This is a genomic window from Dyella soli (assembly GCF_054482295.1).
Window position 1 is genome coordinate 177,763 of the sequence record NZ_JBTFFU010000002.1, and the last position, 19,098, is coordinate 196,860.

Annotated in this window: 14 protein-coding genes; 6 read left to right on the forward strand and 8 right to left on the reverse strand. The window is 66.7% G+C overall.

From position 1 onward, the window contains the following. Positions 1 to 779 precede the first annotated feature (779 nt). The gene (locus tag ACXU4B_RS11200) at positions 780 to 1,076 is read right to left on the reverse strand and encodes a YcgL domain-containing protein (protein ID WP_131412510.1); all 297 of its coding nucleotides are present in this window, start codon (positions 1,074 to 1,076) and stop codon (positions 780 to 782) included. A 301-nt stretch (positions 1,077 to 1,377) separates the two neighbouring features. Here ACXU4B_RS11200 and ACXU4B_RS11205 point away from each other — a divergent pair, with 301 nt between their 5' ends. Continuing rightward, complete coding sequence (locus tag ACXU4B_RS11205; RefSeq protein WP_131412508.1) at positions 1,378 to 2,817, forward strand: OmpP1/FadL family transporter; 1,440 nt, start codon at positions 1,378 to 1,380, stop codon at positions 2,815 to 2,817. Positions 2,818 to 2,943: 126 nt separating this feature from the next. On the opposite strand, the gene ACXU4B_RS11210 is transcribed toward ACXU4B_RS11205, so the two are convergent. The 5 genes from ACXU4B_RS11210 to ACXU4B_RS11230 all read right to left on the reverse strand — a co-directional run bounded on the left by ACXU4B_RS11210 (position 2,944) and on the right by ACXU4B_RS11230 (position 10,522). Beyond that, entirely contained in the window at positions 2,944 to 4,356 is a 1,413-nt protein-coding gene (locus ACXU4B_RS11210; RefSeq protein ID WP_131412506.1) for a coniferyl aldehyde dehydrogenase, read from the reverse strand. A gap of 4 nt (positions 4,357 to 4,360) precedes the next feature. Beyond that, complete coding sequence (locus ACXU4B_RS11215; protein ID WP_131412504.1) at positions 4,361 to 6,841, reverse strand: TonB-dependent receptor; 2,481 nt, start codon at positions 6,839 to 6,841, stop codon at positions 4,361 to 4,363. Positions 6,842 to 6,904: 63 nt separating this feature from the next. Continuing rightward, positions 6,905 to 8,047 (reverse strand): SO2930 family diheme c-type cytochrome, encoded by a 1,143-nt coding sequence (locus ACXU4B_RS11220; protein WP_131412502.1) that lies wholly within the window; start codon positions 8,045 to 8,047, stop codon positions 6,905 to 6,907. A 13-nt stretch (positions 8,048 to 8,060) separates the two neighbouring features. After that, positions 8,061 to 9,299 carry a parallel beta-helix domain-containing protein gene (locus ACXU4B_RS11225; protein ID WP_131412500.1) on the reverse strand — a complete coding sequence of 413 codons (1,239 nt, stop codon included), beginning with the start codon at positions 9,297 to 9,299 and terminating at the stop codon, positions 8,061 to 8,063. 143 nt (positions 9,300 to 9,442) lie between these two features. After that, positions 9,443 to 10,522 carry an AraC family transcriptional regulator gene (locus tag ACXU4B_RS11230; RefSeq protein ID WP_131412498.1) on the reverse strand — a complete coding sequence of 360 codons (1,080 nt, stop codon included), beginning with the start codon at positions 10,520 to 10,522 and terminating at the stop codon, positions 9,443 to 9,445. A 167-nt stretch (positions 10,523 to 10,689) separates the two neighbouring features. Here ACXU4B_RS11230 and ACXU4B_RS11235 point away from each other — a divergent pair, with 167 nt between their 5' ends. Further along, on the forward strand, positions 10,690 to 11,493 hold the full coding sequence (locus ACXU4B_RS11235; protein ID WP_165583231.1) for a phosphatase PAP2 family protein: 804 nt from the start codon (positions 10,690 to 10,692) through the stop codon (positions 11,491 to 11,493). Between the two features lie 33 nt (positions 11,494 to 11,526). Here the strand turns inward: ACXU4B_RS11235 and ACXU4B_RS11240 are convergent, their stop codons facing one another. Both ACXU4B_RS11240 and putA read right to left on the reverse strand, forming a co-directional pair. Next, positions 11,527 to 12,258: a TlpA family protein disulfide reductase gene (locus ACXU4B_RS11240; RefSeq protein WP_131412494.1), complete on the reverse strand. Its 732-nt coding sequence runs from the start codon at positions 12,256 to 12,258 to the stop codon at positions 11,527 to 11,529. Positions 12,259 to 12,313: 55 nt separating this feature from the next. Further along, positions 12,314 to 15,469, reverse strand: a complete 3,156-nt coding sequence (gene putA / locus ACXU4B_RS11245; RefSeq protein ID WP_131412492.1) for a bifunctional proline dehydrogenase/L-glutamate gamma-semialdehyde dehydrogenase PutA — start codon at positions 15,467 to 15,469, stop codon at positions 12,314 to 12,316. 302 nt (positions 15,470 to 15,771) lie between these two features. On the opposite strand from putA, the gene ACXU4B_RS11250 reads away from it, so the two are divergent. From ACXU4B_RS11250 to ACXU4B_RS11265, 4 genes are read left to right on the forward strand one after another with little or no spacing between them, the layout of a single operon-like run. Continuing rightward, positions 15,772 to 16,212 carry a DUF2244 domain-containing protein gene (locus ACXU4B_RS11250; protein WP_131412900.1) on the forward strand — a complete coding sequence of 147 codons (441 nt, stop codon included), beginning with the start codon at positions 15,772 to 15,774 and terminating at the stop codon, positions 16,210 to 16,212. A 20-nt stretch (positions 16,213 to 16,232) separates the two neighbouring features. Next, complete coding sequence (coxB, locus tag ACXU4B_RS11255) at positions 16,233 to 17,180, forward strand: cytochrome c oxidase subunit II (RefSeq protein ID WP_131412490.1); 948 nt, start codon at positions 16,233 to 16,235, stop codon at positions 17,178 to 17,180. Between the two features lie 49 nt (positions 17,181 to 17,229). Next, the gene (gene ctaD, locus ACXU4B_RS11260; protein WP_131412488.1) at positions 17,230 to 18,846 is read left to right on the forward strand and encodes a cytochrome c oxidase subunit I; all 1,617 of its coding nucleotides are present in this window, start codon (positions 17,230 to 17,232) and stop codon (positions 18,844 to 18,846) included. 52 nt (positions 18,847 to 18,898) lie between these two features. Then, on the forward strand, positions 18,899 to 19,030 hold the full coding sequence (locus ACXU4B_RS11265; RefSeq protein WP_276322580.1) for a hypothetical protein: 132 nt from the start codon (positions 18,899 to 18,901) through the stop codon (positions 19,028 to 19,030). The last annotated feature ends 68 nt before the right edge of the window (positions 19,031 to 19,098 follow it).

Genomic DNA, 19,098 nt, shown 5'->3' on the forward strand with positions numbered 1-19,098 from the left:
CTGGCGCAACGGGCGACGGCCTTCGCACAGCAGGGCGCGCAAGGTGCGGTTGGCGATCACCAGGCAGCCCAGCGGCACCAGCACCACGCCGTAGATCACCAGGGCGGCGACGCGCAGTTCCGATGGCAGTACGCCATAGAGCCCAGCGAGCACGATCGCGCCAAACGCCAGCAGCAGGAGCGACAGCGCCGCTGGCAGGAAATGGGTGAAGAAGCGCTCTTCGCGCGACAGGTGGCGACCGAAGGCGAGGCTGCGCGCGGTCGCGGTGAAGATCCACGAGCCGTCGCTCTGCGCCGGATAGGCGTCATCCCACACGAACACCAGGCCGAACGCCGGCCACAGGCGCCACAGCGAGGCCAGCGCCACCACCAGGGCGGCAGCCAGCATCAGCGCGGCGCCCAGGCTCGGTGCCTGGTTGAGCTTGAGCATCGGCCACGCGATCAGCACGAACACCAGCACGACGTAACCGGTGAACATCACCAGGTGCGCCGCGCCGCGCCGCAGCACGGTGCGGATGAAGCTCGGCTCGGGATCGAAGCCGATGGCGTGACAGACCGCCGCCATGGTCAGCGCATTGGCCGCCAGTAGGGGAATCAGCGCAAGCGGGTGTGCTCCAAGGGCGGCGATCGCTGTGGCGATCAGCCCCGGCACGAACCAGGTGAGTGCTTGCAGCAACGGAGGCGGACGACGTGTTTTTGAGTAGGCCATAAGCAGGGAGTATAGGAATCGTTACGCGGGCAGAAGGTAATCCCGTGTTAACGGTGACGAGGGGTATCGCTTCAGTGATCTTGCTTGCGATCCTGAGGCGCGCTCTTGTAGGCGGGGTGATTGGCGGCGGCCAGCGTTTCCTTCGGCGGCAGCTGCAGATGCCAGCCCTGGCCGCTCAGGTGTTCCATCACATGGTGGACGTCTTCGTGGGGCAACCGGCGCTGTTCGCTCAGCTGCAGTTCCAGCACGAAGCGCAGCTCGCCCAGCATCAGGGCCAGCGACTCGGGCATCACTGTGAAGTCGTCACGGCGGCTGAGCCACAGGTAGGTATCGGGTTTGCGCAGGCTGGCGTAGACGAAACAGTGCATGGCGACACCCGTCGGTTGATCTGAGGATGAGGGCGCACTTGCTGGGGTGCGGACAGCAAGCGTAACAGCCCGCTGGGCGTGCGTCCTGCTTTGCGGGACCGGGGATCTTCGCCCATCAGCGACGAACAACCTGAATGGGCTTCCATCGCCGGGGAACTTTGCTGCGAGTGCACTTGCAAGGCCTGCGGTGAGCCGGCACAGTGCCGCGCGGGGGTGTCAAACGCGCGTATGAAAACTAAGGCGGACGTCAGGCCCCTTGCTACTACCCGAGCCAGATCAAACATAAGCAGGAGCACTACTGATGCAGATGTCTTTCCGTCATTTTTCACGCGCGGGCCGTCCGCTCACGCTCGCTGCGCTGAGCCTGGCCATCCTTGGCTCGCTCGCCGCTCCGCAGCGTGCCGAAGCCAGCGCGTTCCAGTTGCATGAAGACAGCGCCAAGGCCATGGGCCGCGCCTACGCCGGCTCCGCCACCGCGGGCGGCGACGTTTCCGTCGTGGCCAACAACCCGGCCGCGATGACCGAGCTGAAGGGCACGTACTTCCAGGCAGACGTCACTGCCATCAACTTCGGCACCAAGTTCAGCGGCACCGCCCATGACGTGCTGGGTCGCCCGATCAGCGGCGGCAACGGCGGCGACGCCGGCACCACCATGCCGGTCCCGGCCCTGTTCTTCGCCACCCAGCTGTCCGACAAGTGGCACGTCGGCGGCGCCTTCACGGTGCCGTTCGGCTTCCAGACCGAGTACGAGCAGAACTGGATCGGCCGCTACAACGCCCTCAAGTCCAAGTTCACCTCGCTGGACGGCACCCTGTCGGTGTCTTACGACGTGAGCGACAACTTCGCCCTGGGCCTGAGCGGCATCGCCCAGAAGACCTCGGCCGAGCTGACCTCCGCCATCAACTACAACGCTGTCGGCCTGGGCCTGGTCAACCAGGCGGTGATGGCGGGCGCGCTGCCGCCGGCCATGGGCCAGGCGCTGGCACAGCAGGTCAACCTGATCGTGCCGCCGGGCTCCGACGGCATCGCCCGCATCAAGGGTGATGACTGGGCCTACGGCTGGCAGGTAGGCGCGTTCTGGAAGATCACCCCGAACGACAAGCTGGCCCTCGACTACCGCTCGAAGATCTCGCACACGATCCAGGGCACGGCCAACTTCTCCATGCCGGCCAACGTGGCCGCGCTGCTGTCCAGCCCGACCGTCGCTCCGCTGCTGGCCGGCGCCGGCGGCGTGCCGTTCACCCACACCGACGGCACCGCGCCGTTCACCACGCCGGCCGTGGCCACGGCCAGCTACTGGCACCAGGCCGAGAAGTTCGGCTTCGGCGCCGACGTGGCCTGGACCAAGTGGGACTCGTTCAAGAACCTGACCGTGTACTACTCGAACCCGGCGCAGCCGACCACGACCGAAGTGTTCAACTGGAAGAACAGCTGGTACGTGTCCATCGGTGGTGACTACTACCTCAACGACAAGGTGACCCTGCGTGCCGGCCTGGCGCTGGACACCACGCCGACCTCCACCGCGACCCGCGATCCGCGCGTTCCCGATGGCACCCGTCAGCTGGTCTCGTTCGGCGGCACCTACAAGGCCACCGAGCACTTCGAGTTGAACGCGTCGTACGCGCACATCTTCGTCAACAAGGCGCGCATGAACGCCGTCAGCTCGACCGGCGACGTGCTGTCCGGCAGCTCGGACGACTACGGCAACCTGCTGAGCCTGTCGGCCCAGTACAAGTTCTAACGCGCGGCTCGCCGCGAAGCGGAACGGCTCCACACGAAAACCTCCCCGCGCGAGCGGGGAGGTTTTTTTTCGTCTTGCCACCGGGAGTGGAGCGGCTCGTTGCAGGAACGAAGCAGCCCGTGGAGGTCAGCCCAGCCGCTTGAGCAGTTCGAGCATGCGACGAAAGCGCGGGCCGTATGGCGGATTGAGCATGCCGGCGCCGTTGACGCGCGACTGGTGGAATACCGACTTCACGTGCGAGAACGTGCGGAAGCCTGCCTCGCCGTGATAACCGCCAATGCCCGACGGGCCGACGCCGCCGAACGGCAGGCCGTGCTGGGCGATGTGGTAGAGCGTGTCATTGATAGTGACGCCGCCGGCGTGCGTGCGCGACAGCACGCGGTCGATGACCGCGCGGTCCTGCTCGAACAGGTACAGCGCCAGCGGCTGCGGATGCGCGGCCACGTAGCCGATGGCGTCGTCGATGCTGTCGTACGGCACCAGTGGCAGCAGCGGGCCGAAGATCTCGTCCTGCATCACCGCCATGCCATCGTTGACCCCGGTCAGCATGACCGGCGGCAGCAGGCGCTGCGTCGGTGACTCCGTGGCGTCGCTGAGCGGCTCACTGCGCGCGCCGGCGGCCACGGCATCGTCGCGCAGCTTCGCCAGTCGCTGGTACTGGCGATCGGACACGATGGTGGCGTACTGCCCTTGCGTGCCCAGCGACGGGTACAGGCGGGCGGCGGCCGCACGCGCGGCTGCCATGAACTCGGGCATGCGCTCGCGCGGCACCAGCACGTAGTCGGGTGCAATGCAGGTCTGTCCCGCGTTCACCAGCTTGCCGAACAGGATGCGCTCGGCGGCATTGTCCAGGCGCGCCGTCGGGCCGACGATGGCCGGCGACTTGCCGCCCAGCTCCAGCGTCACCGGCGTGAGGTTGGCGGCGGCGGCGCGCATCACGTGATGGCCCACGGCGGTGGAGCCGGTGAAAAGCAGGTGATCGAACGGCAGCGCCGAGAACGCCTGCGCCACGAAGGCATCGCCGGTCACCACCACCACTTCGTCCGGCTTGAAGTAACGCGCCACCTGCTCGGCGAACAGCGCCGAGAAGCGTGGCGTGTATTCGCTCATCTTCAGCATCACGCGGTTGCCCGCCGTGAGCGCGTCGATCAGCGGACCCACCGCCAGGTACAGCGGATAATTCCAGGGCGAAATGATGCCCACCACGCCCCGTGGCTGCGGCATCAGCGTGGTGCGGGCCGGCAGGAACACCAGGTTGGCGAAGCGGCGCCGGGGACGCATCCAGCGGCGTCCCTTGCGCAGCGAGTGCCGCAGGTTGGACACGCTGGGATAGATCTCCAGCAGTTCGGTCTCTTCCACCGGGCGATGGCCGAAGTCGGCGCTGATCGCCGCGGCGAAGTCCGCGCGTTGCTCCGCGAGCATCCTCTCCAGGGTGCGAAGCCGGGCGGCACGCGACGCCCAGGTGGGCATGGGGTCGCGTGCCTGCGCTTCGCGCAGTCGTTGCAGGATGTCGCGGAGTGACTGCTCGGTTTCGCTCATGACGTCAGAATTTCGCTCGCAGTTCCAGGCCCCACACGCGCGGCGGCGTGATGGTGGCGAAAGGCGTGCCGAACACCGTAGTGCTGATGTTGTTCACGCCGGTCACGTACCGCTTGTTGAAAATATTGGTGCCATACAGTGCCACACCCCAGCGATCGCCCGCCGCATGCCAGTCCAGCCTGGCGTCGGTCTCCTGCTGGCTGGTGCCGACGGAGAAGTTGGGGCTCACGTAGCACTGGCCCTGGAACTGCGAGTCGCTGTTGCAGCGCGTCTTGCCGCGATACGCATGCGCCAGGTCGAACTCCAGGTTGCCATTGGCCACGTCGTGCCAAGTGTAGGCCAGCGAGGCGGCGGCGGAGAACTTCGGCTCGCCGGTCGGCTGTCCGGTCAGGTCCACGCCGTCCGGCGCCACGCCCTTGCGGTAGGTGGAGTCGATGTAGGCACCGGTGAAGCCCAGGCGGAAGCTGTCCACGGGCTGCCACTGCGCCTCGAGCTCCAGGCCCTTCGCTTCCTGGTCGCTGCTGTTGACGATGTACTGGGGCACGCCCGAGCCGGCCGTGTTGGGGTCCAGCGTCAGCGACTGCCGGTTGTCGTAGCGGTAGTAATAGGTGGTCGCGTTGAGCAGCAGGTTGTGCTCCGGGAACACCGTCTTCACGCCCGCCTCGAAGTTGATGACCTTTTCCGGCGCGAAGCGGGAGCCCACTTCGACGCTGTCGTAGCCGCCCGCCTTGTAGCCCTTGGTGACCGAGGCATAACCCATCACGTCGGGGGTGAACTTGTAATCCACCACCACGCGCGGGCTGAGGTTGTTCCAGGTGTTGTTCGCCTTCACCGGAATGCCCACGGCGTTGGTGAAGATGATGTTGTTGCCGAAAGCCGCCAGCGCCCCCTGGGCCTCGGGCGGCAGCATGCCGACGATGCCCAGTTCCTGCAGGCCGGTGACGGTGGCGTCGAAGGCGGGCGCGCTGCGCGGCATGTTGTACCAGCTGAACTGCTTCTCGTCGCGCGTGTAGCGCAGGCCGGTGGTGATGTTGAGGCGATCGTTGATGTGCCAGATCACGTCGCCGAACGCCGCATACGCCTTGAAGTTGCCGTCGTTGCTGATCGCTTCGTGCCACGGATCGCCCAGCAGCGAGAAGGGCAGGCCGAACGAGGCCAGCGCGTTGCTGATGTCGGTCAGCGGCGTACCCACGCCCATCACGTTCTGCGCCAGCGTGTCGATGCTGTCGGTGTTGACGTTGGTCTGGCTCTGCTGGCGCGCCTGCTCATGGTAGTAGCTGACGCCGGCCACCCAGTCCACCAGGTCGTTGTTGCCTGAAAGCTTGAACTCCTGGTACCAGCTGTTGTTGTGCTCGATGTTGGTCGTGTCGAGGTAGGTGACGACATGGTTGGTGCCGTCGTAGTCACCGCGATTGAAAGTGTCAAAGCCGCGCCAGGCGGTCGTGGACACGAGGCTGCCCCAAGCAAAGGAGTGGTCGACCGACAGCGTGGCGCCGTCGAAGCGGCGCGTTTCCCTGCCGCCGATCGCATCGTTGTAGAGCGGCGCGTGCAGCGGGTTCAGGTAGGTGCTCGGATCGGCGGGGAACGGCGCGCGCTGGTTGGTGTCGCTGGACAGCGGGATGAGGCCGAATTCCGGCTGCGGCGGCTGGTTGAGCTTCTCGTGGTCCCACGACAGCAGCACGCGCGTGTTGTCGGTGATGTTCCAGCGATAGACCGCGCGCGTGCCCCAGTCGTTGTCTTCGCCATAACGCTTGCCGGTGGCGGCGTCCTTGACCCAGCCATCGCTTTGGTTGTCCAGCACGCTCAGGCGCAGGGCCATGTCCTTGTTGAGCGGGATGTTCAGCAGCGCGTCGGCGTAGCGGGCGCCATCGTTGCCGATGCGCACGCGCGCCTTGCCCTCGAAGGTGTCGGTCGGCTCGTTGGTGACGATCGAAATGGCGCCGGCTGCGGCGTTGCGGCCGAACAGCGTGCCCTGCGGGCCCTTCAGCACCTCGATGCGGGCGATGTCGTTGAACGCCAGCAAGGCACCGCCCGAGCGTGCGGCATAGACGCCGTTGATGTACACGCCCACGGCCGATTCGGTACCGACGCCGAAGTCGCTGGTACTGATGCCGCGCAGCTGGTAGTTGGGCTGCGTGGGCTGGCCGGCGCTGACCACCAGGCCAGGCACGAACAGGTCCATCTTGCTCAGGTCGGTGGCGGCCAGCGTGTCGATCTGCTTGGCCGTGACGATCTGCAGCGGGATCGGCACCGACTGCATTTCCTGGCTACGGCTCTGCGCCGTCACGGTGATGTTGCCGAGTTCCTTGGCCTTCGCCGGGTCGGCGGGCTTGGCGGCGGTGTCCGCGTTCGCGGTGTTTTGCGCCGATGCCTGCGCGTCGTCGACGGCAAAGGCCGCGACGGGCATGGCGCCAAGCAGCATGGCCGTGCCGCCGAACAGCAGATGGCGCAGGCAGACGGACAGCGGACGTGGTCGGATGATCATCACCAGTTTTCTCCCCTTGAAATGAAAGGCCGCGGCTCGTGGGCCGCGGCTTGCTGCATCTTTTTAATGAATGGCGACGCAGCCCCCCGACTGCGCCGCTATCCACGCCTTGATCAGTGCAACGCCCTCACGATGCACCGTACTGCGGCCCAACTCGGGCATCATCACGCCGGGTTCGGCGGACTCCATGCGGTAAGGCAGGATGGAGTCGCCGGGCGAACCGGGCACGATGTCAAACAGATGGTCACCGGTGCCGCGGCCGGCCGCGACCGGCGGCTTGCAGATGCCCAGGTGACGGTCCTCGGCGACGCTCACATCCAGCGTCAGCGCGGTGGTGTTGGCTGCGCCCTTCGGGTTGTGGCAATGGCCGCAGTTGATGTCCAGATAGGCGCGGGCACGCGCATCCAGCGAGGCGCGCGTATCCATCCAGTTCGCGTTGCGCGGCGCCTGCCCGGCCGCGGGTGCGCCGGTGAGGTAACCCACGCGCATCAGGTGCGCGAGCTGGTCTTCATCGCCGCCGGCGTAGTGGTAGTCGCGATTGAGGTGGCGTGCCTTGGGGCCGATCGGATGGATCTTGCGGGTGACCCAGTCCTGCGCGTGGCAGCTGGAGCACTGGCTCTCGTCGGGCACCACATAGTTGAAGTCCTCGCGCGCATCGCTGGCGTCGACCAGTGTCAGCGGGATCACCGCACCGGTGCGCGCCAGTTCGGCATCGCGCTGGTCGTCCTTCCACACGTACGGAATCGCGGCCCAGCCAGATTCGCGATGCACCAGGATGCGCGTCTCGATCAGGTGCACCTTGTCCAGGTCCAGCCCTTCGCCGGCGAAGTCGTGCGCGGTGTCGTACGTGCGCGCGACATCGCTGAACTTGCCGTCCGGGGTCTTCGGGTAATAGAAGGTCTTGCTGATGATGGTGCCGACGGGAAAGTCGAACGTGTCGTTGGGGTCGTACTTGGCCGACACGCCACTTGGCATCCAGATCGTGCGCAGCTTGTGCGCGTAATCGGTGAACAGGGGCGTGTTGAGGTCGTACGGCACCACGCCGTGGTTGAGCACGAGCTTGCCGTCCCGCACTTCGACCACGTGCCAGTCACTCAGGCGGGATGGACGTCCATCCGGCTGGAATGCCACCGGATCGAGGTCGCGGTGGCAGCCAGCCAGGAGCAACAGCATGCTTGACAGCAGGAAACAGAAACAGGACTTCATCAGCACGACTACCTCAGGCCTTCGGTTCCGGATCGAGTACCACCGGCGGCAACTTCGGCAGCGTGCACTGGTACGGCTTGGTATCCGTGCTGGGGTTCTTGTAGTCGTGCGGGCCGTCGGCATTGATCACGCCCACGTCGCCGTTCTGGATGCAGAAGCGGTCGCCGGCCGGCGGCAGCCCGTTGACCAGCGTCTTCTCGTCCATGTAGCCGTCCCACAGGATGTCCGGGAACTTGCCACTGAGGCCGTACACCGCGGTCTTGAGCGTCTTGAGCTTCAGGCCGTCGGGCGAATCACCGCCGCCCTTGAAGCGGTTGTCGTAGATGAAGATGCCCTTGGGATACGGGTTGTAGTCGGCCGCAACGCCCTTGGTGTTGTAGTAGTTGGTCGAGAAGTAGCTGGAGATGATGACGTTGGCGGTCTGGTGGTCGGCAATGTCGTTGTCGAAGATCTCCACCTTGTCGTTGGAGTTCACCACCACGCCGGCGCCGCGCGGCACGCTGGCCACGGCCGCGCCCTTGGCGGCGAAGTTGTCGGTGTTGTTGTCGAACACCTTGTTCTTGAACACGCGGGTGGCGTGCCCGGCCTGCGAGAGATTGGGCATGTTGAACACCAGGATGCCGCCGGTGTTGTGGGTGGCGGTGTTCTCGTACACGTCCGCGTTCACCGAATTCTCGATCTCGATGCCGGCCACGTTGTATTCGGCGCGGTTGCGGCGCACGACGATGTTGTTGGACTGGCCCACGTAGATGCCGGCATCGGACGCGCCGATCACCACCGAGTCTTCCACCAGCACGTTCTGCGTCTTCACCGGGTACAGGCCGTAGGCGCCGTTGGTGGTCTTGGGGCCGCCGGTCCATTCCACGCGCACGCCGCGGATGGTGATGTTCTTGCCCTGGTTGATCTTGAGCGCGTCGCCCTTGGTGTCTTCCAGCGCGAGGTTCTCGATGGTGAAGTCGTTGGCATTGACCAGCAGACCTTCGGGTCCGACCACCTGGCCCTTGAACGACAGCACGGTCTTGTCCATGCCGGCGCCCTTGATGGTCACGCCATCCGTGCGCAGGCTCATGCCGCGCTGCAGGTGATAGTGGCCGGCCGGAATCTCGATCACGCTGCCCGGCTTGGCATCCAGCAGCTGCTGCTGGAGCCTGGCCTCGAAGGAGGCGTCCGCGCTGTTCTGCGCCGGCGGCGCCTCGTGGCCGCAGGCGGCCAGCAGCAGCGGAATGATGATGCTCAGACTGATCTTGCGCATGGTGGCCTTACTCCCCGGGTTCGGCTGGCTGCTTGACGGTTCACTGTCATGGAATACAACGGCGCTGGGGAGGGGCGCAGCAGCGGGTAAGGGGGGTAAATCGGCCAGCATAGGGCCGATGCAGTATTCCCGCGGGGGGGGCTTCAGGCCGCCTGCTGGCGAGCGCTGCGCGGCGGCATGCCGGTCCAGCGCTTGAAGGCGCGGCGGAATTCGCGCGGGTCGTTGAAGCCGATTTCCAGGCCGATCTCGGCCACGCTGAGCGTGCCGCCGTGCAGCAGTTCCAGCGCCCGCTCGGCACGCACGCGGTCGTGGATTTCGCGGAAGATGCGGCCGCTTTCGGCCAGCCGGCGCCGCAGCGAGCGCTCGCTCATGTTCAGCATGCGGGCCACGTCCGGCAGGCGCGGTTGCTGGCGCATGTGGCTGCGCAGCAGTCGTTCCACCGAAGCGACCACCTCCTGCTGGGCGCCGCCGTCGTATTGCTGCATGCACAGGGCCAGCGCCTGCTGCGCGGTGAGCGGGTTGTGCGTCGGCAGCGGGTGGGCCAGCCACTGGGTGTCCAGCATGACGCGGTTGGCGCGCGCACCGAACACCAGTTCGCACTGGAAATAGTCGGCGTAGTCCTGCACATGGGGCGGCTGCGCGTAGGTCACCTCCAGCCGCGTGGGCCGGAAGTGCTCGCCGATCAGCTGGCGTGCGATCGCCAGCGCGCTGCCAAACAGTTCCTCGCACAGGAACGGCAGCAGCGGCGGATCGTTGAAGCGCGGCCACAAGGCCAGCGCGACTTCACGCGGGCCGGCCACCTCGAAACTGACATCGACCAGGCTGCCGCTGACCCGGTGGTGGGTGATGCCGACCGTCATGGCATCGCCGAAGGTGGCCGAGGTCATCATGGCCAGGCCCAGCAGGCCAAAGCTGCCCAGGGTCTCCATCCGGCCGGTCGCCAGCCCCAGCCCGCCTTCACCGGTGGCCTGCAGCGCACGGCGGATGACCGTGCGGGCCTGGCGATAGGAGACGCGCAGCGTGGGGTCGTTGAGCTGCTCGCGGGTCAGCCCTGAGCCGGTGAACCAGCCATCGCAGGGCAGGCCGCGCGCGATCGCCAGCTGGGTCAGGTGCACGAGGATGTTCGGCGGCGTTTCGGCGGCGGTGTAACGCGGATTGGCGCCATGGGGCGCCCGCGCGGTATCACTGGTTGCCTGGCCGGCCGAGGCGGCGACGGACGTCATCTGCTTGTTCCAACCCCCTGGAGCCGGAACAGCCCGGCGCCGCCATGATCTATATCATGCGTAGCGACCCAGCGGCTTCATGCAATGCACCACGCTGCGCCCTGAGGCATGCTGGCGAGGGCAGGTTGCCCGTTGCCGCCTGTGTCTGGTCCGGGGAGAAAACGCTCATGCATCACGCTCTTGTCCACGCCATGCGCGCTGCCGGGCTGGTTGCCCTGGGCATCGCCGCCGGTTGTGGTCCGGCCCAGCCGGCCCGACCGTCGACCAGCCAGGCCGCGGGGTCGGTCAGCCAGCTGCAGACCGCCGTGCTGCTGCCCGCCGCGCCCGCCGCCGGTTCACCCCGCTACGAGGCGGACCGGCAGGTTTTTCGCGCCACCCGAGCCCTGCAAGGCACGCCACGCTGGAGCCAGGCCCAGCATGACGTGGAGTACGCCACGCCAGTGCTGCTGGACGACTTCAGCTGCGCGATGGGCGTGAAGCTGGATGCGTCGCAGCTGCCGCAGCTGACGGCGCTGGTCGACCAGGCCAGCACGGCGGCCGATGCTTCGACGGCTCCTGCCAAGAAGGCCAACCAGCGCCAGCGCCCGTTCCTGATCGACCAGGGGGCCACCTGCCAGCCCACCGACCAGCTGGCGAAGAGCTTCGATTACCCGTCCGGCCACGCGACCCGCGGCTGGGCGGTGGGCCTGGTGCTCACCGAGCTGGCCCCGGACCGGGCGAGCGACCTGCTGCTGCGCTCACGCGCCTTCGCGGACAGCCGCGTGGTATGCGGCGTGCACAATCTCAGCGCGGTCGAGGCCGGTGCCGTCAACGGGGCGGCCGTGGTGGCCGCCCTGCATGCCGATGCTGCCTTCCAGCAGCAACTGGCGGCCGCGCGGCAGGAACTGGCCGCCTATCGCAAGACAGCGCCGTCCAATGCCGGGCCGCAGTGCAGTGCCGAGCACGCGCTGATCGCGCCGACACCTTATTGAGCGAGGCGGCTCCGGCTGCATGCGCAACCTGGCTTACCTGGCGCCGCCGCCCTTCCACAGTTCGATCCAGCGGCCGAGTTCGGCCTGGCGCTGACCGTCGTCCTGGCGCAGCGTCATGCCGACCGCGGTGCCGGCCAGGCGTCCCGCGGGGTCGACCAGCATCAGGGTGGGGTAGGTGTCCACGCCCAGTACGTCGATCAGGGCCTGGCCGTCGTGCAGGATGGGCCAGGCGAGGCCGCGCTCGGCCTGGAAGCGGCGGGCCGTGGCAGCGTCCTCATAGGTGATCGCCACGAAGTTCATGTCGCCGTGCGCACGCGCGTAGGCATTGAGCGCCGGCACCTCGGCGATGCACGGGCCGCATTCGGCGAAAAAGAAGCTGACCAGCGTATAGCGACCGCGCAGCGCGCTGAGTCGTTGCACGTCGCCGTGGAGGGAAGGCAGTTCGAAAGGTGGGAACGCGTCGCCGCGCCCGAACGCAAGGCGGATGCCGCGATGGCCCGGCGCCGCGCCGGCGATGCGCAAGACAGCCTGGCCGCTGCGGGTGTCGCGGGTGCCGTGGTAGGTCCTGCCTTCGCGCAACTGATGGGCGAAGGCGGCGTAGTCCAGCGTGCGTCCCGCGGCATCGAGGTAGCGCACGTCCGGCGCGGAGCCAAGCTGCAGCGACGCGATGAAGTGCGGCTCGTCATCGATCGCCTGCGCGGCATGCAGCGATCCCCAGCACAGGGTCGCGCACAGGATCGATGCGAGAAGCCAGGCACGCTGCACGAAACCTCCTGCCCGTCGGGCGGGCCGGCGAAACCTCGCCGGCCCGGGGCCGCGACTACTCGCCGATGGTCAGCAGCGAGGCATTGCCGCCGGCGGCGGTGGTGTTGATGGTGAGCGTACGCTCGCCGGCAAAGCGCAGCAGGTAGTGCGGGCCGCCGGCCTTCGGGCCGGTGCCCGACAGGCCTTCGCCGCCGAACGGCTGCACGCCGACCACCGCGCCGATCTGGTTGCGGTTGACGTAGCAGTTGCCCACGCGCGCACGGCTCTGGATGAACTCCACGGTGTCGTCGATGCGGCTGTGGATGCCCAGGGTGAGGCCGTAGCCGGTGGCATTGATCTCGTCGACCACCTTGCCGAGTTCGTCGCCCTTCCAGCGGATCACGTGCAGCACGGGGCCGAACACTTCGCGGGTCAGCACGGACAGCGAGGGGATTTCGTACGCGCGCGGCGCGAAGAACGTGCCGTGGCCGGTAGTGGCCGGGTCGAGCGCCACTTCGCCGATCTTCTTCGCTTCCTTGTCCATGCGCGCGGCGTGGTCGACCAGGATCTTCTTCGCATCCTCGTCGATCACCGGGCCCACGTCGGTGGACAGCTGGCCCGGATCGCCCACCTTCAGCTCGGCCATCGCGCCCGCAAGCATCGCGCACACCTTGTCGGCGATGTCTTCCTGCACGAACAGCACGCGCGCGGCCGAGCAACGCTGGCCGGCGGACTGGAAGGCGGAGGAGATCACGTCCTTGACGATCTGCTCGGGCAGCGCCGAGGAGTCGGCGATCATCGCGTTCTGGCCGCCGGTCTCGGCGATCAGCGCGGCGATCGGCGCGTTGCGTGCGGCGAGGGCGCGATTGATCGCCCAGGCGGTTTCGGTGGAACCGGTGAAGGCCACGCCGGCCACGCGCGGGTCGCGCGTCAGCGCGGCGCCGACGGTGGCGCCATCGCCCGGCAGGTACTGCAGCACGTCGGCCGGCACGCCGGCCTCGTGCAGCAGCTTCACGGCGGCGTAGCCGATCAGGCTGGTCTGCTCGGCGGGCTTGGCGATCACCGCATTGCCGGCGGCCAGCGCGGCGCTGACCTGGCCCAGGAAGATCGCCAGCGGGAAGTTCCACGGGCTGATGCAGACGAACACGCCGCGGCCATTGAGGAACAACTGGTTGCTTTCGCCGGTCGGGCCGGGCAGCTGTTCCGGATGACCGAACAGGCGGCGCGACATGGTGGCGTAGTAGCGCAGGAAGTCGGCGGCTTCGCGGATCTCGGCGATGGCGTCGGGCAGGCTCTTGCCGGCCTCGCGCACGCACAGCGCGATGAATTCGGCGCGACGCGCTTCCAGCTGCTCGGCGGCGTGCTCGAGGATGGCGGCGCGGCTGGCGGCCGGCAGGCGGTCCCAGCCGTGCTGGGCGGCGACGGCATTGGCCAGCGCCCGGTCGACGCTGGCGCTGTCGGCAGTGACGTAGCTGCCCACGACCTGGTTGCGGTTGGCCGGGTTGGTGACCTGCACGGACGCGCCGGTGCTGGTGGCACCCGGCACCAGCGGTGCGGCGCTCCACGGGCCGGACTTGTGCTGGATCGCCTCAGCGAGGGCCTTCAGTTCGTTGTCGTTGGAGAAGTTGACGCCCATGGAATTCTTCCGAAGTTCACCGTAGAGATTCACCGGCAGCGGAATGCGCGGGTGGGGGATCGAAGCAAAGGCGCGCACGGTCTCGCACGGATCGGCGACCAGTTCGCGCACCGGCAGCGTTTCGTCGACCACGCGGTTGACGAAGCTGGTGTTGGCGCCGTTCTCGAGCAGGCGGCGCACCAGGTACGGCAGCAGGTCTTCGTGCGTGCCCACCGGCGCGTACACGCGGCAGGGCACGTTGAGGTTCTGCGCGCCGATCACCTCGGCATAGAGATCAGTGCCCATGCCATGCAGGCGCTGGTATTCGAACGGGCGGCCCTGGGCGGCGTGGAACACCGCGGCAATGGTGTGCGCGTTGTGCGTGGCGAACTGCGGGTAGATCAGTTCCACGCCCGCGTCGAACAGCTTGCGGGCGCAGGCGAGGTAGGACACGTCGGTGTTGGGCTTGCGCGTATACACCGGGTAACCGGCCAGGCCGTTCTCCTGCGCGCGCTTGACCTCGGCATCCCAGTAGGCGCCTTTCACCAGGCGCACGTACCAGCGGCGGCCGCTGGCGCGCGCGGTTTCGATCAGCCAGTCGATCACGAACGGCGTGCGCTTGGCATAAGCCTGCACCACGATGCCCAGGCCGTTCCAGCCTTGCAGCGAGGGATGCGCGAACACGTCGCCGAGGATGTCCAGCGACAGCTCCAGGCGGTCGGCTTCTTCCGCGTCCACGGACAGCGCGATGCCGTTCTTCATGGCCAGCTGGGACAGCTCCAGCAGTTTGGCGGTGAGGTCGCGGCGGGCGATCTCGCGCTTGGCCACTTCATAGCGCGGATGCAGCGCCGACAGCTTGACCGAGATCGACGGCGCGTCGGTGTGGTTGGCGAACGGGCCGCGCGCACCGATGGCGGCGATCGCGTTGCGGTAGTCCTGCTGGTAGCGCTCGGCCGTTTCGCTGGTGAGCGCCGATTCGCCCAGCATGTCGTAGGAATAGCGATAGACCGCGTATTCCTTCTGCGCGCAGCGATCCAGCGCTTCGCCGATGGTGCGACCCATCACGAACTGGTGGCCCATGATGCGCATGGCCTGGCGCACGGCCAGGCGGATGGCCGGCTCGCCCGCGCGGCCGACCAGGCGGCGCAGCGCGCCGGTGAAGTCGTGGCGGGTCTCTTCCGACAGCGTCACCAGCTTGCCGGTGAGCATCAGGCCCCAGGTGGACACGTTGACGAACAGAGACTCGCTCTGGCCCAGGTGCTTCTTCCAGTTGGCGTCGCCGAGCTTGTCGCGGATCAGCTTGTCGGCGGTGCCCTTGTCGGGGATGCGCAGCAGCGCCTCGGCCACGCACATCAGCAGCACGCCTTCTTCCGACGACAGGTCGTACTGGCGCATGAAGGATTCGACCGCGCTCTGGTCCTTGGCGCGCAGGCGTACGCGCGACACCAGTTCGGCGGCCAGGTCGATCACGCGTTCGCGCTCGACCGGCGGCAGCGTGGCCTGGGCGAGCAGGTCGTTGACCGCTTCGGTTTCGTCACGCAGCCAGGCCGCGGTGATGCGGGCGCGGGCCGGCGCCATGCCGGTCGGGAGTTCGGGACTGAGAATGGGTTGGGTCACAGAGGCTTAGCCGAAAGAAATGGCGGGTGGGGAAGCGCGCGATTGTACGCGCGGGGGGATGCACGCGCATCCGTTATGTTGTGCGGAGAGCCGCGCCCGGCTGCGACGGCGAGGGTGGCCGGCGCAGGATCTGGCCGCGTGACGGCGAGCACGGATCGACCGATTCATGCCCGCTTCAAATCAAGTGGGTGCGTCATTCTTGCTCACTGGCACCGTCGCAGCCTATTATTCCCGCGTTCCAGGCACGCCGGGTCCCCATGATCGTGCTTCGACCAGCAGCGGCCGGCTTGCCGTGCGTGACGATGTGGCTCAAGCCCAATCGCGCGCTGAGCCGCCGTGACCTGCGTCGGCTGATAGGGGGACTGGCGGCGTTGGCGCTGACGACGGCCGGGCTGGGCGCGTGGCAGGGCAATGTATTTGCCCCGCTGTTTGCCCTGGTCGAATCTTCCGCGGTGGCTTTCGCCCTGGGCGTAGCCTGGCGGGCCGGCGACCGTAGCGAGCGCATCACCCTCGACGAATCGTCGCTGGAGGTGCAGTCCCTGCCAGGTCGGCGTCGTGCGCGTTTCCAGGCGTACTGGGTACGCGTGGAGTGGCGCGACGGTAACGGAAGGGGGCGTCTGCTGCTGACATCGCACGGGCGGGAACTGGAGATCGGGGCTTTCCTCGCCGAGGAGGAACGTGCCGAGCTGTCAAGGAAACTCAAGGTGCTGCTGGACGATATCCGTCGCCAGCCGCGCAGGTAGGTTCAACAAAGGTGCAAGACATGACATCTGGCGGTATCAAGCGAGCAGTCGCGGCATGCGCACTCATCGCTCTCGCAATGTTCGGCGGCGTGGCCCTGGCCAATCCGCAGCCAGGACAGTTGAACATGACCCGCGGCGCGGCCGAGTGGTCCTCCGAACCGTACTTCCTGAACAATGTCGCGCTGGGTGTCTGCGTGGTCATTGGCATCCTGGTGTTCGGCGCGATGTTCATCGCCATGTTCCGCTTCCGCAAGTCGCGTGGCGCGGTGGCGGAGAAGTGGTCGCACAACACCATGCTCGAAATCGTGTGGACCACCGTCCCGGTGATCATCCTGATCGTGCTGGCCTACCTGGCCACCGGCGGCCTGCGCACGTTCGCCGACACCACCGGCTCGGAAATGACCGTGAAGGTCACCGGCTACCAGTGGAAGTGGCGCTACGACTACGTCGACTACAAGGGCAAGGCGATCGAGAAGGTCGGCTTCGTGTCCAAGCTCGATCGCGAGAGCGACGAGACGCGCCAGCTGCAGTCGGGCCTTGACCCGAACGCGGTGAAGGTGGATGGCGAGAACACCTACCTGCTCAACGTGGACGAACCGCTGGTGGTGCCGGTCGGCACCAAGATCCGCTTCGTCATCACGGCCGGCGACGTGATCCACTCCTGGTGGGTGCCGGCGCTGGGCTGGAAGATGGACGCCATCCCGGGCATCGTCAACGCGGCCTGGACCAACATCAAGGAGCCTGGTGTGTACCGTGGCCAGTGCGCCGAGCTGTGCGGCCAGGACCACGGCTTCATGCCGATCGTGGTCAAGGCACTGCCGAAGGCCGAGTTCGAGCAGTGGCTGGCGCAGAAGCAAACGCAGGCCACGCTGCCCGCGCCAGCGGCACCCGCTGCCGCTTCGACCGCCGCTGCGCCTGCCACGGCACAGGCATCCGACGCACCTGTTTCGCAGGGCCATCAGGGCTGATCGCTCAGTCCGTCCAACCGTTTTCCGCATTTAGGTAGAGGTGCAAGGCATGGCCCACGCAGCCACCCACGATCACCACGATGATCATCACGGCGCGCCGAAGAACTTCTTCGTGCGCTGGTGCATGTCCACCAACCACAAGGACATCGGCACGCTGTACCTGGTCTTCTCGCTGCTGATGTTCTTCATCGGCGGCAGCTTCGCCATGGTGATCCGCGCCGAGCTGTTCAAGCCCGGCATGCAGCTGGTGCAGCCGTACTTCTTCAACGAAATGACCACGATGCATGCGCTGGTCATGATCTTCGGCGCCGTGATGCCGGCCTTCGTGGGCCTGGGCAACTGGATGATCCCGCTGATGATCGGTGCGCCGGACATGGCGTTGCCGCGCATGAACAACCTGTCGTTCTGGATCCTGCCGTTCGCGTTCGCGCTGCTGCTGTCCACCCTGTTCCTGCCGGGCGGTGGCCCCGCCGGCGGCTGGACCATGTACCCGCCGCTGTCGCTGCAGGGTGACTCGGTGGCCTACGTGGTGTTCGCCGTCCACCTGATGGGCATCAGCTCGATCATGGGCGCGATCAACATCATCGCCACCATCCTCAACATGCGCGCCCCCGGCATGGACCTGCTGAAGATGCCGGTGTTCGTGTGGAGCTGGCTGATCACGGCGTTCCTGCTGATCGCGGTGATGCCGGTGCTGGCGGGCGCGGTGACCATGCTGCTCACCGACAAGTACTTCGGTACCAGCTTCTTCAACGCCGCTGGCGGTGGCGACCCGGTGCTGTTCCAGCACATCTTCTGGTTCTTTGGCCACCCCGAGGTCTACATCATGATCCTGCCGGCCTTTGGCCTGGTGTCCGAGATCATCCCGACCTTCGCGCGCAAGCCGATCTTTGGTTACAAGGCGATGGTGTTCGCCATTGCCTCGATCGCTTTCCTGTCGTTCATCGTGTGGGCGCACCACATGTTCGCGGTGGGCCTGCCGCTGGGCGGCGAGATCTTCTTCATGTACGCCACCATGCTGATCGCGGTGCCGACGGGAGTGAAGGTGTTCAACTGGGTCAGCACCATGTGGGGCGGCTCGATGACCTTCGAGTCCCCGATGCTGTTCGCGATCGCCTTCGTGATCCTGTTCACCATCGGCGGCTTCTCCGGCCTGATGCTGGCGCTGGCTCCGGCCGACTTCCAGTACCACGACTCGTACTTCGTGGTGGCGCACTTCCACTACGTGCTGGTGACGGGTGCCATCTTCGCCATCATCGCCGCCACGTACTACTGGCTGCCGAAGTGGACCGGCCACATGTATTCGGAAACGTGGGGCAAGATCCACTTCTGGAACAGCGTGGTGTGGGTGAACGTGTTGTTCTTCCCGCAGCACTTCCTGGGCCTGGCCGGCATGCCGCGCCGCATCCCGGACTACAACGTCGCGTTCGCCAACTTCAACATGGTCAGCTCGATCGGCGGTTTCCTGTTCGGCGCCTCGCAGCTGATCTTCCTCGGCGTGATCATCCATGCCGTGTGGTTCTCCAAGAAGAAGGCGGCCGATCGCGTATGGGAAGGTGCCAAGGGCTTGGAGTGGACCGTCGCCTCGCCGGCGCCGTACCACACCTTTGAAGTGCCGCCGGTGATCCACGACGACGAGCTGGCGCACGGCCACGTCGAAGATTGATGCAAGCACGACCGCCCTGGCTTCTGGCCAGGGCGGGTGGAAAGCGAGTCAGATGAACCAGTCGTCGAAGTCAGTCATCGAGAATGCACGTGCAAAAGGCGTGCGGCGCACCGTGACGGTGTTCGGGTTGATCGCGCTGGCGATCTTCCTGCTCTCGCTGCTGCAGGGGCTGAAGTACTCCTGACGCGTCGCCGCAGTATTCCTCCGTTGCGCCGGTGAGGCGCTTCGGGTTGCAGTTCCCCGCGCGGTTCG